This window comes from Enterobacter sp. Cy-643, from assembly GCF_011752815.1.
Lineage (GTDB): Bacteria > Pseudomonadota > Gammaproteobacteria > Enterobacterales > Enterobacteriaceae > Cedecea.
The window spans coordinates 31,103-44,434 of the sequence record NZ_VWWV01000004.1 but is presented as its reverse complement, the minus strand read 5'-3'; the positions used below and the strand labels follow the sequence as shown (position 1 = coordinate 44,434).

13 protein-coding genes are annotated in these 13,332 nt (G+C 55.5%); 4 read left to right on the top strand and 9 right to left on the bottom strand.

All coding sequences use genetic code 11. From position 1 onward, the window contains the following. Window positions 1-6: 6 nt before the first annotated feature. The 3 genes from rhaD to rhaB all read right to left on the bottom strand — a co-directional run bounded on the left by rhaD (window position 7) and on the right by rhaB (window position 3,693). Window positions 7-831, bottom strand: coding sequence for a rhamnulose-1-phosphate aldolase (rhaD, locus tag F3J29_RS16235; RefSeq protein WP_166867596.1), 825 nt, complete (start codon window positions 829-831; stop codon window positions 7-9). Between the two features lie 130 nt (window positions 832-961). Further along, entirely contained in the window at window positions 962-2,224 is a 1,263-nt protein-coding gene (gene rhaA, locus F3J29_RS16230; protein WP_166867593.1) for an L-rhamnose isomerase, read from the bottom strand. After that, a complete protein-coding gene (rhaB, locus tag F3J29_RS16225; protein ID WP_166867591.1) occupies window positions 2,221-3,693 on the bottom strand; it encodes a rhamnulokinase in 1,473 nt (490 codons plus the stop codon). The genes rhaA and rhaB overlap by 4 nt, the downstream gene beginning before the upstream one ends. A 311-nt stretch (window positions 3,694-4,004) precedes the next feature. Here rhaB and rhaS point away from each other — a divergent pair, with 311 nt between their 5' ends. Next, window positions 4,005-4,841 (top strand): HTH-type transcriptional activator RhaS, encoded by an 837-nt coding sequence (gene rhaS / locus F3J29_RS16220; RefSeq protein WP_166867589.1) that lies wholly within the window; start codon window positions 4,005-4,007, stop codon window positions 4,839-4,841. A 73-nt stretch (window positions 4,842-4,914) separates the two neighbouring features. Then, complete coding sequence (gene rhaR / locus F3J29_RS16215; protein ID WP_166868098.1) at window positions 4,915-5,757, top strand: HTH-type transcriptional activator RhaR; 843 nt, start codon at window positions 4,915-4,917, stop codon at window positions 5,755-5,757. 3 nt (window positions 5,758-5,760) lie between these two features. Here the strand turns inward: rhaR and rhaT are convergent, their stop codons facing one another. Continuing rightward, a complete protein-coding gene (rhaT, locus tag F3J29_RS16210) occupies window positions 5,761-6,798 on the bottom strand; it encodes an L-rhamnose/proton symporter RhaT (protein ID WP_166867587.1) in 1,038 nt (345 codons plus the stop codon). A 405-nt stretch (window positions 6,799-7,203) separates the two neighbouring features. Between rhaT and sodA the strand changes: the two genes are divergently transcribed. Together sodA and yiiM are read left to right on the top strand one after the other, a co-directional pair. Then, window positions 7,204-7,824, top strand: coding sequence for a superoxide dismutase [Mn] (gene sodA, locus F3J29_RS16205; RefSeq protein ID WP_166867585.1), 621 nt, complete (start codon window positions 7,204-7,206; stop codon window positions 7,822-7,824). A gap of 73 nt (window positions 7,825-7,897) precedes the next feature. Beyond that, window positions 7,898-8,575 carry a 6-hydroxyaminopurine reductase gene (gene yiiM, locus F3J29_RS16200; RefSeq protein WP_166867583.1) on the top strand — a complete coding sequence of 226 codons (678 nt, stop codon included), beginning with the start codon at window positions 7,898-7,900 and terminating at the stop codon, window positions 8,573-8,575. Between the two features lie 88 nt (window positions 8,576-8,663). On the opposite strand, the gene phoU is transcribed toward yiiM, so the two are convergent. From phoU to pstS, 5 genes are all read right to left on the bottom strand, one after another. Next, complete coding sequence (gene phoU / locus F3J29_RS16195) at window positions 8,664-9,389, bottom strand: phosphate signaling complex protein PhoU (protein WP_008457720.1); 726 nt, start codon at window positions 9,387-9,389, stop codon at window positions 8,664-8,666. 13 nt (window positions 9,390-9,402) lie between these two features. Beyond that, window positions 9,403-10,176 carry a phosphate ABC transporter ATP-binding protein PstB gene (gene pstB, locus F3J29_RS16190; protein WP_008457722.1) on the bottom strand — a complete coding sequence of 258 codons (774 nt, stop codon included), beginning with the start codon at window positions 10,174-10,176 and terminating at the stop codon, window positions 9,403-9,405. 47 nt (window positions 10,177-10,223) lie between these two features. Next, window positions 10,224-11,114 carry a phosphate ABC transporter permease PstA gene (pstA, locus tag F3J29_RS16185; protein WP_166867581.1) on the bottom strand — a complete coding sequence of 297 codons (891 nt, stop codon included), beginning with the start codon at window positions 11,112-11,114 and terminating at the stop codon, window positions 10,224-10,226. Further along, on the bottom strand, window positions 11,111-12,073 hold the full coding sequence (gene pstC, locus F3J29_RS16180) for a phosphate ABC transporter permease PstC (protein WP_008457726.1): 963 nt from the start codon (window positions 12,071-12,073) through the stop codon (window positions 11,111-11,113). Before pstC ends, pstA begins: the two co-directional genes overlap by 4 nt. A 64-nt stretch (window positions 12,074-12,137) precedes the next feature. Continuing rightward, window positions 12,138-13,178 (bottom strand): phosphate ABC transporter substrate-binding protein PstS, encoded by a 1,041-nt coding sequence (gene pstS / locus F3J29_RS16175; RefSeq protein ID WP_008457728.1) that lies wholly within the window; start codon window positions 13,176-13,178, stop codon window positions 12,138-12,140. Window positions 13,179-13,332 lie beyond the last annotated feature (154 nt).

Here is a 13,332-nt window from a genome sequence, read left to right as displayed (position 1 = left end):
TGCTCCTCAATCCTTAAGTGCCTCTGCAAGCGGCGTGACGCCGAAACGCTCGCCAAGTGCCACCAGTTCCGTGCGAGTGATAGTCTGCTTCATGCCGCCCATCGAATAGACTTTCACCAGAATTTCAGCGGACTTCTCTGCGGTGTCTATCAGGCCAAAGGCTTCGTCGAGCGTGGGTCCGGTGCCAAAAATGCCATGATGAGGCCACAGCACCAGGCTGTGAGCGCGCATTTGATCCGCGGTGGCGTTGCCTATGTCGTCAGTGCCAGGTACCTTCCACGGCACAATGCCGATACCCTCCGGGAAGACCACCAGGCATTCGGTACTGCCTTCCCAAAGCTGGCGCGTGAAGGCTGCGTTCTCCAACGGCAGGACGTAGCTCAGCGCAATCAGGTTGGTGGCGTGGCAATGCATGATCACCCGATCTTTCCCGCCGGAGATGAGCTTGCGTACCGCGTGGGACTGGAAATGTGCCGCGAGTTCTGACGTTGGCATCCCGCCGTTGGTCAGCCCCCAGTGGATGTTGTAGGACTGGCCATCACCGCTGACCTGCAGCAGCGCCAGGTTGTCCGCCGGATCGAGCTGAACGTTACGGAAAAACTTGCCTGAGCCGGTCACCAAAAACCAGCTTCCCGCCAGCATTTCTGCGGGCTGGCTTAGCGCGACGCAGTGCGGTGCCTGGCTGAATTGGTCGCGGTAATATTCGACGTCTTCGGCATCCAGCCGCAGGCTAATATTGCCGCCGTTGCGCTCGTCCCAGCCCTTTAGCCACATATCGCTGGTGGCCTTCACCATGTCCTGAATAAACCATGAATTGAGGATGTTCTGCATTGTTTCGTGTTCCTTAAAGAAGGATGAAGACGGCCCCTCATCCTGACCCTTTCCCCAAAGGGGCGAGGGTATTGTTCAGTAAGCATGTCGGTTTCCCCCTCTCCCTTTCAGGGAGAGGCCGGGATGAGGGTCAATTCACGCGCTGCGCTAAAATTTGCTGTTCATACTGGCGAACAGTGCTCAGCCAGGAGGCATCCGCTGGAGTGTCGTGGCGCAGGCAGTACATCTCCCAGACGGCCTGCCACGGCAGACATTTCTGCTCTTCAAGCAGCGCCAGGCGGGCGGTGTAATCACCTGCCAGCTCCAGTTGACGAAGCTGTGCGGTAGGCTCAAGCAGGGCGCGTAGCAGGGCTTTCTTCATGTTGCGCGTGCCGATAACCCAGGCGGCAACGCGGTTGATTGAGGCATCAAAGAAGTCGAGGCCAATATGGACGCGGTCAAACAGGTCGTGACGGATGATTTCGCTGGCGATAGCCTGGGTCTCGTCGTCCAGCAGCACAACGTGGTCGCTGTCCCAGCGTACCGGGCGGCTGACGTGCAGCAACAGGCGAGGGATGTAGAGCATGGCGCTGGAGATTTTGTCGGATATCACTTCGGTGGGATGGAAATGGCCAGCATCGAGGCACAGGGCCGTCTGGCGGCTGGTGGCATAGCCGAAGTAAAATTCACTGGAGCCAACGGTGTAGCTTTCCGCGCCGATACCGAACAGTTTGCTTTCCACCGCATCAATGTGGTGTGCCGGGTTAAGTTTTTCAGCCGTAGCGTCATCCAGTGCCTCCACGAGGCGCCTGCGCGGGCCGAGACGGTCGACGGTGATATCTTTCATGCCGTCCGGGATCCAGATATTCATCACCGATGGCGTTCCCAGCTGTTCGCCGAAGTAAGCCGATATTTTACGGCAGGCTTTCACATGATCGATCCAGAACTGGCGGGTTTCATCATTGGCGTGTGACAGCGTAAAACCGTCCGCACTCAGCGGGTGAGAGAAGCAGGAAGGGTTAAAATCCAGCCCCAGACCGTGTTTTTTAGCCCACGCAACCCAGTTTTTGAAATGCTCGGGCTTGATGCGATCGCGAGAGACAGGTTCGTCGGACTCGAGATAAATCGCATGCAAATTCAGACGCTTTGGTCCCGGAATCAGGTTCAGGGCGCAGTCCAGATCGGCGCGCAGTTCAGCCGGATTACGCGCTTTACCCGGGTAGTTGCCCGTTGCCTGGATGCCGCCGCTTAACTCACCTTCGGGGTTTTCAAACCCGGCCACGTCATCGCCCTGCCAGCAGTGTATGGAGACGGGCAGGCGGTCGAGCTGGCGTAAAGCCTCTTCCACATCAACGCCTACCTCGGCAAAACGCTGTTTCGCCAGGGCCCATGCTTCTTCGATTTGTGTCGTCATGCGTAAAGCTCCTTACGTGTCTGAATGTTTTGCCGTTGCAGCCCGACGTGGCGGCAAATGTCACTGTCCGGGGTCGGCATGAAGGAAATGAGATTGCTGTTTTGGCGCACAAGATGGCGAAAAGCGTTTACGTCAGGAATAACGTCCAGCGCCATCAGCTGACAGCCAATGTTTCCCAGCGCTGAAGCCTCCACCGGCCCGGCAACAACGGGGATCCCGCAGGCGTCAGCACAAAGCTGGTTGAGAAAATGATTCTGGCTACCGCCGCCGACGATATGCAGACAGTCAAAAGCCTGGCCCCGCAACATTTCCAGCTCGTGCAGTACCCCGGCATAGAGCAAAGCCAGGCTGTCGAAAATACAGCGCGCAAGCTCTGCATCGCTTTCCGGCACGGGCTGGTTCGCCTCGCGGCAGGCAGCCTGAATCTCACGGCACATACTCTCGGGGTTAATAAAGCGATCGTCGTTGGGGTTGATGGTAAAGCGGCAGCCGGGTAGCTGCTGAGCGAGGCCAATAAGCTCTGCGATATCCGTGATCGATCTTTCGCGGGAAACACGCTGCAGCAGCCACAGCCCCATGATGTTTTTCAGTACCCGGTAGCGTCCTTCCGCACCGCCTTCGTTAGTGATATTGGCCGCCAGCGCGGCCTCGCTGACGCAGGGCGTTTTGCTTTCAAAGCCCATCAACGACCAGGTACCGGAGGAGAGATAAGCCGCATGGTTACCCGTCAGCGGAGCAGCAATCACCGCGCTGGCCGTATCGTGCGTGGCAACGCTGACTACCGGGATCTTGTTACCTTCGCGACAGACCCATTCCCCGATCGCCACGCCGGGGTAGGTTGGCTTTCCGAACCAGCGCTCAGGAACGCCAGCCCACGCCAGCAGCTGTCTGTCCCAGCTGTCGGTGTGGATATTTATCATCTGGGTTGTGGTGGCGTTGGTGTATTCCCAGTTCAGCACGCCGGTCAGGCGAAAACAGAAATAATCTGGGATAAGCAGAGCATGCGCCGTTCGCTTCACCCACTCAGGGCGTTGCTCAACCAAAGCACGAAGTTGATACAGCGTATTGAAGGGTAAGAACTGGATGCCGCTGCGGCGGTAAATCTCTTCACGCCCAGGCTCGCTCACAGCTCGCGCCATTACGCCGTCCGTTCGGCTATCGCGATAGGAGACGGGCAGGCCAATCCGGCTGCCGTTTTCGTCCACCAGCACGAAGTCCACGCCCCAGGTATCGATACCAATACTTTCAATGCGTACGCCTTCATCGCAGGCTTGTTGTAGCCCAAAACGTATTTCAGCTTCGAGGCTATCCAGATCCCAGCAGTCATAGCCGTCAATGCGGACCAGGCGATTGGTAAAGCGGTGAATTTCACGCAAGGAGAGATGCCGGGAGGACGCGTCGAAACGGGCCAGCATTACGCGGCCGCTGGAGGCACCGAGGTCAACGGCAACGCTGTGGCGAAGGGTCATGATGGGTGTCCTTATTGGAGTCATTACCCATCAGTCTAAAAATGTCAGTCTGCCCCTACCTTCGCCTTACTGACAGCGGCCAGCCACGTCTGGCAAGGAGGCAAAGGTGAACGAAAGGCAGTTCACACTTTTGCTTTAGCCGCCTCAGAGCGGTCTGTGCCCTGGCCTGTGACCGCACGCGCATTTTCCAACAAAGCCCGTCTTATCTTCAAAAACGAGCGCTTTTTGCGCGATTTTGCGTCAAAAATTTAAGGTGCTGTCGGGCAGCGTTCTCTACTATCGAGCGACATTCAGTACGGCAGGAGGCAGTCATGACGGTATTACACAGCGTTGATTTTTTCCCGGAAACCTCGATATCAGTGACCATTGAACCTCGCCTGCCTCAGCCAGATTTCCCTGAGCATCACCATGATTTTAGTGAAATTATTATCGTGGAGCACGGCACCGGATGCCACATTTTCAACGGGCAACCCTATACCCTGAGCGGCGGCTCAGTCTGTTTTGTTCGCGACCACGATCGTCACCTGTTTGAGCACACCGAAAATCTTTGCCTGACAAACATCCTCCATCGGGAAGCTCAGGCTTTTTGTTTTCTTTCCGGATTCGAAAAGCTGCTCCCTCAGGAACGGGACGGCAACTACCCCGCCCACTGGCGCATAAGCCAGAGCGTATTGCATCAGGTTAAAGGGTTTATTGACCGCTTTGAGAGCCTGAGCGGCGCAAGCGACGACCACTCGGTTGCCAACCGTGAGCTTCTGTTTATGCAGCTTCTGATGCTGCTCCGGCAGGCTAATCAGGCAGAGAACGGGGGCGGAGCCGACGAGCGCTTAAACCAGCTTGTCGCCTGGCTTGAAGAGAATTATGCCGAGGAGGTTTGCTGGGAGCAGCTGGCAGCGTCTTTTACGCTCTCCCTTCGTACGCTGCACCGCCAGCTAAAGCAGAAAACCGGCCTGACGCCGCAGCGCTACCTCAACCGGCTACGCCTGATTAAAGCGCGCTATTTGCTGCGCCACAGCGAAGAGAACATCACGAATATCGCCTTCCAGTGCGGCTTTGGCGACAGCAACCATTTCTCCACGCTGTTTAAACGCGAGTTTTCCTGCAGCCCTCGCGCCGTACGCCAGGGACTCGATCGCGAATTTGCGTAACGCGGAGACCATCACCGTTTTTTAGGCAAAAAAACTCAATACTTTCAGGTCATTCAGTAACGGAGCAATGTCTGTGCCAGGCCAGTTGATACTAAAGAAAGCGGATTTTTTTGCCTCGGATGCGCAGCCGGTAGCGGTGGCCGACCGCTATCCGCAAAACGTTTTTGCCGAGCATACCCATGATTTTTGCGAACTGGTCGTAGTATGGCGCGGCAACGGGCTGCACATGCTTAACGGCAGGCCCTGGCGTATTACCTGCGGGGATTTGTTTTATATCCGCGCGGAGGATCGGCACGGCTATGAGTCGGTGCATGAGCTGGTGCTACATAACATCATTTACTGCCCGGAAAGGTTGGCGCTAAACGTCGACTGGGCCGATCTTCTGCATAATCCAGCCATGCCTGACGGTAGCGATCCGCGCTGGCGTCTGAGCAGCCAGGGCATGGCGCAGGTACGTCAGATAATCGGGCAGCTTGAGCATGAAAGCCCGAAAACGGACCCACTGTCACGCTGCCTGTCGGAAAGCTTGTTTTTACAACTGCTGATAACCCTGCGCCGCCATCGCTACCGGGTGGCCGATGCCACCAGCCTGCGTGAGGGTGAAACGCTGGATCTGCTGATGGCCGCGCTAGGAAACAGCCTTGACGAGCCGTTTGATTTCAAGCTGTTTTGCCACCACCATCAGGTAACAGAGCGGCAGATGCGTGCCTTGTTTCGCCAGCAAACGGGCATGACGCTAAACCAGTACCTGCGCCAGCTCGGTATTTGCCAGGCGCAGTATCTGCTGCGCCACAGCGAACTGCTGATCAGCGAAATTGCCGCCCAGTGCGGCTTCGAGGACAGTAACTATTTTTCCGTGGTGTTCACTAAAGAGACGGGCGTAACGCCAAGGTTATGGCGCCAGCGTTTTCGTTAAGCCTCATCCGTTAGCCATGCCCATACCGACGATATTGGCGGCAAGAATGATCGTCAGGCAGCCCATCGCCAGTACGCCAACCGGCCTGCGCCCCGCGGACTTCCACTCCTTCATGATTAACCCTACCAGCCCGCCGCAGAGCACATAGAAACTCATATGCAGCATCCAGCTCATGTAGTCATACTGTGCCGGAATTTTAGCGTGCCCCCAGGCGTAGAAGAAGAATTGCAGATACCACATCAGGCCGCCAAGTGCCGATAAAATCAGGTTGGTGACAATCAGCGATTTTGCCAGCGAGAAATCAGCTTTTACCGACAATTTCTTTACTTTTACCAGCCGGATAAAGCAGAAGCCCAGATTAATAACGGCCCCGCCCCCCATGATCACCACATAGCTTGGCAGGGCAATATAAAGCGGATCGACGCCAAGATTCGACGCCGCCTGATGCATGGGCTTCGCTGCATCCATCGCAAATGACATACCGGCGGAAAAAATGCCGCAGATCACCGCCAGCAGCAGCCCTTTTTTCAGGTTAAATTCTTCCGCTTTAATCCCCATCTGACGCTCTTTTAGCAGGCCTGCCCAGGTCACAATAGCCACACCGATAAGCGCCACCAGCACGCCAAGGAGCGTCATGCGTCCGCCTGGCGTACCCGTCAGCATGGCAAATTTGCCATTGATGATCGGGGTCAGTAATGTGCCGACAATCAGCGTGATGCCGATGGCGATGCCAATCCCCATCGACATTCCCAGATAGCGCATCGTCAGGCCATAATTGATATTACCGATGCCCCACATGGCACCAAACAAAAACACAGACAGCAGCGTGGCCGCGCTGAACGAGCCGTAATAACCCCAGAAATCGGGCAGCAGTACGGCACTCACCGCCCAGGGCAGGATAAGCCAGGAGACAATCCCGCCGACGGACCACATGGTTTCCCAGGACCAGTGCCGCACTTTTTTAAACGGGGCATAAAAACAGGCGGCGCTGGCGGCACCGATCAGATGCCACAGGATCCCCATCGTGATTGCATTGCTCATGATTAACCCTCGCTGTTTTTGGGCCGTCGCCTCTGCGACAGCCTGCAATATCAACGAGTCTAAAGAGTGAGCAACCGGCTAACCTTTAGGGCAGTGCCGCACGCCGGGGGAAGCTGGCAAAAATCAGAGAATGCTGCTGATGGCGATCACAGTTTGTTATCCCCCTTTCCCTGCCAAAGCTTAACGTCACGACCGGGTAACAATCCGTCGCTACTCTGCGAAGAGGGACTTTTTACCCGCTGCGTTATAGCCGTAAGCCGTGGTTTCATGAAGAAAAGTTATAACCACACGCTAAGTACGGCATTGATAAACATTTTCAATATCATTTAATTAACTATAATGAACCGACTGATTACGCGGCGTTAACAGCACTACAGCCGCTCTACGTTAATGGAGACGATGAATATGAGCTATACACTGCCATCCCTGCCTTACGCTTACGACGCGCTGGAACCGCATTTCGATAAAGAAACCATGGAAATCCACCACAGCAAACACCACCAGGCCTACGTTAACAACGCGAACGCCGCGCTGGAATCCCTGCCTGAGTTTGCCAGCCTGTCTGCTGAAGAGCTGATTACCAAACTGGATCAGCTGCCAGCGGATAAGAAAACCGTACTGCGTAACAACGCCGGCGGCCACGCTAACCACAGCTTCTTCTGGAAAGGCCTGAAAAAAGGCACCGAGCTGAAGGGTGACCTGAAAGCCGCTATCGAGCGCGATTTCGGCAGCGTTGACGCGTTCAAAGCTGAGTTCGAAAAAGCAGCTGCTACCCGTTTCGGCTCCGGCTGGGCGTGGCTGGTACTGAAAGGCGACAAACTGGCTGTAGTGTCTACTGCAAACCAGGACAGCCCGCTGATGGGTGAAGCTGTCTCCGGCGCTTCCGGCTTCCCGATTGTAGGCCTGGACGTTTGGGAACACGCTTACTACCTGAAATTCCAGAACCGTCGCCCGGACTACGCGAAAGAGTTCTGGAACGTGGTTAACTGGGACGAAGCAGCAGCACGTTTCGCCGCTAAAAAATAAGGTTGCAATACGACCTTAGAGAAGCGAGCCTGATGGCTCGCTTTTTTTATGTCTATTTCGCAGGGAGTCGCTTATGCACCGCTATCCGCTTCAGGTTTACGCCGGCCAAATTCGTGATTACGAAGGGAGTCGGCCCAGCGCCATCGCCAAAGTTCAGGTGGACGGCGAACTTCGCCTGACCGAGACTGGGCTGGAAGGAGACGAGCAGGCGGAGAAGGTGATTCACGGCGGACCAGACAGGGCGCTGTGCCACTATCCGCGCGAGCATTATCAGCACTGGGCGCAACTCTTCCCGGATAAAGCGGAGCTGTTTAACGCCCCGGCCTTCGGTGAAAATCTGTCGACAGAAGGGATGACGGAAAAGAACGTCTTTATGGGGGATATTTACCGCTGGGGTGAGGCGCTGATTCAGGTAACGCAGCCTCGTTCCCCGTGCTTTAAGCTGAACTACCATTTTGGCGTGGAGGATATGGCAACGCGGATGCAAGAAGCGGGCTACTGCGGCTGGCTTTATCGGGTGATTCTGGCGGGGAATGTTTCCGCCGATGCACCGCTGGAACTGGCCTCTCGCGTTAGCGACGTGACGGTGGCAGAAGCTATCGCCATTGCCTGGCATATGCCGTTTGATGACTCGCAATATCATCGGCTTTTGTCGGCGGCGGGACTGTCGGTAAGCTGGAGCAGAACGATGCAGAAGCGCAGAATTTCAGGGAAGATCGAGGATAATTCGCGGCGTTTGTTCGGGAAGTAACGTCCCCTCACCCCAACCCTCTCCCCAAAAGGGAGAGGGGGGAAAGAAGCGTCGAACCCTCTCCTAAAAGGAGAGGGAACGGAAATGCTTACTCTTTCGGATCTTTACCTGCCAGCAGCTTGTCCAGCTCATCGCCGCCCACGTGACGGAAATCCTGCCCCTTCACGAAGTAGAAGATGTATTCGCAGATATTCTGGCAGCGGTCACCGATACGCTCGATAGAACGGGCGCAGAACAGCGCGGTCAGCACGCTTGGAATCGTACGGGAGTCTTCCATCATGTAGGTCATCAGCTGACGCACGATGCCTTCATATTCCTGGTCAACTTTCTTGTCTTCGCGGTAGATACGTACCGCTTCATCCAGATCCATACGCGCGAAAGCGTCCAGCACGTCGTGCAGCATCTGCACGGTGTGGCGCCCCAGCGATTCCAGGCTGACCAGCAGCGGCTGGTGTTGCTGGGAGAATTTCTCCAGCGCGGTGCGGCAGATTTTGTCCGCTACGTCACCAATACGTTCCAGCTCGGCGATGGTTTTGATGATAGCCATCACCAGACGCAGGTCGCTGGCGGTTGGCTGACGTTTGGCGATGATGCGCACGCAGGCTTCATCGATCGCCACTTCCATCATGTTAACCTTCTGGTCACCGGCAATAACGCGCTTCGCCAGCTCGCTGTCCTGGTTGTGCATCGCGGTGATCGCGTCGGAGAGCTGTTGTTCCACCAGCCCGCCCATCGTCATCACCTGAGTACGGATGTACTCCAGCTCGGCGTTGAACTGGCCAGAAATGTGTTTGTTTAAGTTGAGGTTATCCATCGCGCTCTCCAAATCAACCGTAGCGGCCAGTAATGTAATCTTCGGTTTGTTTCTTCGCTGGCGTAGTAAACAGCGTATCGGTTTCGCTGAATTCGATCAGCTCGCCGAGGTACATAAACGCCGTGTGGTCAGAACAACGCGCCGCCTGCTGCATGTTGTGGGTCACGATCACTACGGTATAGTCTTCTTTCAGCTCGGTGATCAGCTCTTCGATACGCCCGGTGGAGATCGGGTCAAGCGCGGAACACGGCTCATCCAGCAGCAGAACTTCCGGGCGGATTGCGATGCCGCGAGCGATGCACAGACGCTGCTGCTGGCCACCGGAGAGACTGTAGCCGCTCTGGTGCAGTTTATCTTTAGTTTCGTTCCACAGCGCGGCTTTGGTCAATGCCCACTGCACGCGTTCATCCATGTCGCTGCGGGACAGCTTTTCAAACAGACGCACGCCAAAAGCGATGTTGTCGTAGATGGACATTGGGAACGGCGTCGGCTTCTGGAAGACCATGCCGACTTTGGCACGCAGCAGGGCGATGTCCTGGCTCTGGGTGAGAATATTTTCCCCATCCAGCAGGATTTCACCTTCTGCACGCTGCTCAGGATAGAGCGAGTACATTTTGTTAAAGGTACGCAGCAGGGTGGATTTACCACAGCCTGACGGCCCAATGAAGGCGGTAACCTGGTTCTTCGCGATATCCAGATTGATGTTCTTCAGGGCGTGGAACTTACCGTAGTAGAAGTTCAGATCGCGAACCTGGATTTTGCCTGGGGCTAAATCAACCTTACTCATCTGTGTCTTAATCTCCGTCCGGCGCCGCGAGAGCCGCGCCGTAAAATTTAACCGTGTTTACTCTTCGAGAAAATCACGCGCGCCAGAATGTTCAGCAGCAGCACGCAGAGGGTAATAATCAGCACCCCTGCCCAGGCCAGCTGTTGCCACTCGGAAAACGGGCTCATCGCAAATTTGAAAATGGTCACCGGCAGGTTGGCGATAGGCTGCATCATGTCCGTGCTCCAGAACTGGTTGGAGAGGGAGGTGAAGAGCAGCGGAGCGGTTTCGCCAGCGATACGCGCAATCGCCAGCAGCACGCCGGTGATAATCCCGGAGACGGACGCCTTAAGCGTAATCGCGGAGATCATCTTCCATTTTGGTGTTCCCAGTGCGTAAGCTGCTTCGCGCAGACTGTCCGGCACCAGTTTCAGCATGTTTTCAGTGGTGCGAATGACGATAGGCACCTGCAGCAGCGCCAGCGCAATCACGCCCGCCCAGCCGGAGAAGTGTTCCATTTTCGCCACCACAATGGTGTAAACGAACAGGCCGACCACAATCGACGGGGCAGACAAAAGAATGTCGTTAATAAAACGAATCACTTCGGCCAGCGCGGACTTACGTCCGTACTCCGCCAGATAAATCCCGGCCATGATGCCCAGCGGCGTGCCGATAACGGTCGCCCACAGGATCAGCAGGCCGCTGCCCGCCAGGGCGTTAGCCAGGCCACCGCCCGCGGTATTAGGCGGAGGCGTCATTTCGGTAAACAGCGCCAGCGACATGCCGTCGATGCCGCGGGTTACCGTGGAAAATAGGATCCACACCAGCCAAAACAGACCGAACACCATGGTCGCCATAGAGAGCGTCAGGGCGATACGGTTCTTCATGCGGCGACGCGCCTGCATTTTGCGGCGCGACTCAGCCAGTGCCGCGCTGCTTTGCATTTCCATCGTGGTCATGAGCGAGCCCCTTCGTTTTTCGCCAGGCGCATAATCATGAACTTAGAGATAGCCAGTACGATAAAGGTAATCACAAACAGAATTAAGCCAAGCTCCATCAGCGCGGCGGTATGCAGGCCGGATTCCGCTTCGGCAAACTCGTTCGCCAGCGCAGAGGTAATACTGTTGCCCGGCATATACAGCGAGGCGCTGTCGAGCTGGTAGGTATTACCGATGATAAAGGTCACCGCCATGGTTTCGCCCAGCGCACGGCCAAGGCCAAGCATCACGCCGCCGATAACGCCGTTTTTGGTGAACGGCAGAACAATGCGCCAGATAACTTCCCAGGTGGTGCAGCCGATGCCGTAGGCCGATTCTTTCATCATCACTGGCGTTTGTTCGAAGACATCGCGCATCACGGAGGCGATGTAAGGGATGATCATAATGGCGAGGATCACGCCGGCGGCAAGAATGCCGATACCAAACGCAGGGCCAGAGAACAGCGCGCCAACGATAGGCACGGCAGAGAGCACGTTGCCTACGGGTTCCTGGAAGTAGGTCGCGAACAGGGGAGCAAAGATAAACAGGCCCCACATGCCGTACACGATACTTGGAATGGCCGCCAGCAGTTCAATAGCGATACCCAGCGGGCGCTTCAGCCAGCCGGGCGCAAGTTCTGTCAGGAACAGGGCGATACCAAAGCTCACCGGAACCGCAATCAGCAGAGCGATAAACGAGGTAACGAGGGTTCCGTAAATCGGCACCAGCGCGCCGAAAACTTCATTAGGGGCATCCCACTCTTTAGACCAGAGGAAAGAGAAGCCAAACTTCTCAATGCTCGGCAGCGAGGAGATAAACAGCGAGATGATAATCCCACCCAGCAGAAATAGCACAATCAGCGCAGCCAGTCTTACCAGCGCACTGAAAATTACATCGCCTTGTTTGCCAGGGGCTTTAAACGTCGGCTTAGTCACAGCCATAGCGTACTCTTCGTAGTTGCTGAATAAACCGGGGTAACATACCTGTTACCCCAGATTTTTGCACTTAGTACAGCGCCTTACCGGAACTGTCTTTTACATTGGTCTTCCATGCAGCGCGAACTTGCTCAACCACAGAGGCCGGCAGCGTTGCGTAATCCAGGGCGTTAGCTTCTTTCGCGCCGGATTTGTATGCCCAGTCAAAGAACTTCAGCACTTCTGCGCCCTGCTCAGGGTTTTTCTGCTCTTTGTGAACCAGGATGAAGGTGGTGGAGGTGATTGGCCACGCTTCGTCACCTTTCTGGTTGGTCAGATCCTGTGCGAAGGATTTGCTCCAGTCAGCGCCTTTAGCCGCGTTAGCAAAGTTTGCTTCGGTCGGGCTAACTGGCTTACCGTCAGCGGACAGCAGCTTGGTGTAAGTCAGGTTGTTCTGCTTAGCGTAAGCGTATTCAACGTAGCCGATGGAGCCTGGCAGACGCTGTACGAAGGCCGCGATGCCGTCGTTGCCTTTACCGCCCAGACCAGTTGGCCAGTTAACGGTAGAGCCTGCGCCAATTTTAGATTTCCACTCTTCGTTCACTTTAGACAGGTAGCTGGTGAACACGAAGGAAGTACCGGAGCCGTCAGCACGACGAACAACCGCGATGTTCTGATCCGGCAGTTTGTGGCCTGGGTTCAGCTTAGCAATCGCCGGGTCGTTCCATTTTTTGATGGTGCCCAGGTAGATGTCGCCCAGGGTTTTGCCGTCCAGGACCAGCTCGCCAGACTTGAAGCCAGGCAGGTTAACCGCCAGCACTACGCCACCGATTACGGTAGGGAACTGGAACAGGCCTTCTTGCTGTAATTTGTCATCCGCCAGAGGGGCGTCAGAAGCGCCGAAGTCAACGGTGTTAGCAATGATTTGCTTCACGCCGCCGGAGGAACCGATACCCTGATAGTTCACCTTGTTACCAGTTTCTTTCTGGTAGGTATCTGCCCACTTGGCATACACCGGCGCAGGGAAGGTTGCACCAGCGCCAGTCAGGCTTGCAGCTGCAAACGCAGTAGAAGCGCTCAGAGATAAGGTCGCGGCGACAACAGTTGCGACAGTGGTACGCATAACGTTCATAATGTCTCCTGCCAGATGTTCGTAAATTGTTGTTTAATTAAATACAGGGTAGAAAATAGGACAGTTTGGTGACAGTTAAATGTACGAATTATGACAGTTTTATGACAATCCGCTCAGTGTCATAAAAAAACACACAACCCCATGTTTTTTAAAG

Coding starts and splice junctions, on each gene's coding strand:
- rhaA (WP_166867593.1), bottom strand. CDS start 2,224: ATGACGACACAAATCGAAGAAGCATGGGCCCTGGCGAAACAGCGTTTT.
- pstC (WP_008457726.1), bottom strand. CDS start 12,073: ATGGCTGTGACTAAGCCGACGTTTAAAGCCCCTGGCAAACAAGGCGAT.
- sodA (WP_166867585.1), top strand. CDS start 7,204: ATGAGCTATACACTGCCATCCCTGCCTTACGCTTACGACGCGCTGGAA.
- yiiM (WP_166867583.1), top strand. CDS start 7,898: ATGCACCGCTATCCGCTTCAGGTTTACGCCGGCCAAATTCGTGATTAC.
- rhaS (WP_166867589.1), top strand. CDS start 4,005: ATGACGGTATTACACAGCGTTGATTTTTTCCCGGAAACCTCGATATCA.
- pstS (WP_008457728.1), bottom strand. CDS start 13,178: ATGAACGTTATGCGTACCACTGTCGCAACTGTTGTCGCCGCGACCTTA.
- rhaB (WP_166867591.1), bottom strand. CDS start 3,693: ATGACCCTTCGCCACAGCGTTGCCGTTGACCTCGGTGCCTCCAGCGGC.
- phoU (WP_008457720.1), bottom strand. CDS start 9,389: ATGGATAACCTCAACTTAAACAAACACATTTCTGGCCAGTTCAACGCC.
- pstA (WP_166867581.1), bottom strand. CDS start 11,114: ATGACCACGATGGAAATGCAAAGCAGCGCGGCACTGGCTGAGTCGCGC.
- rhaT (WP_166867587.1), bottom strand. CDS start 6,798: ATGAGCAATGCAATCACGATGGGGATCCTGTGGCATCTGATCGGTGCC.
- rhaD (WP_166867596.1), bottom strand. CDS start 831: ATGCAGAACATCCTCAATTCATGGTTTATTCAGGACATGGTGAAGGCC.
- pstB (WP_008457722.1), bottom strand. CDS start 10,176: ATGAGTAAGGTTGATTTAGCCCCAGGCAAAATCCAGGTTCGCGATCTG.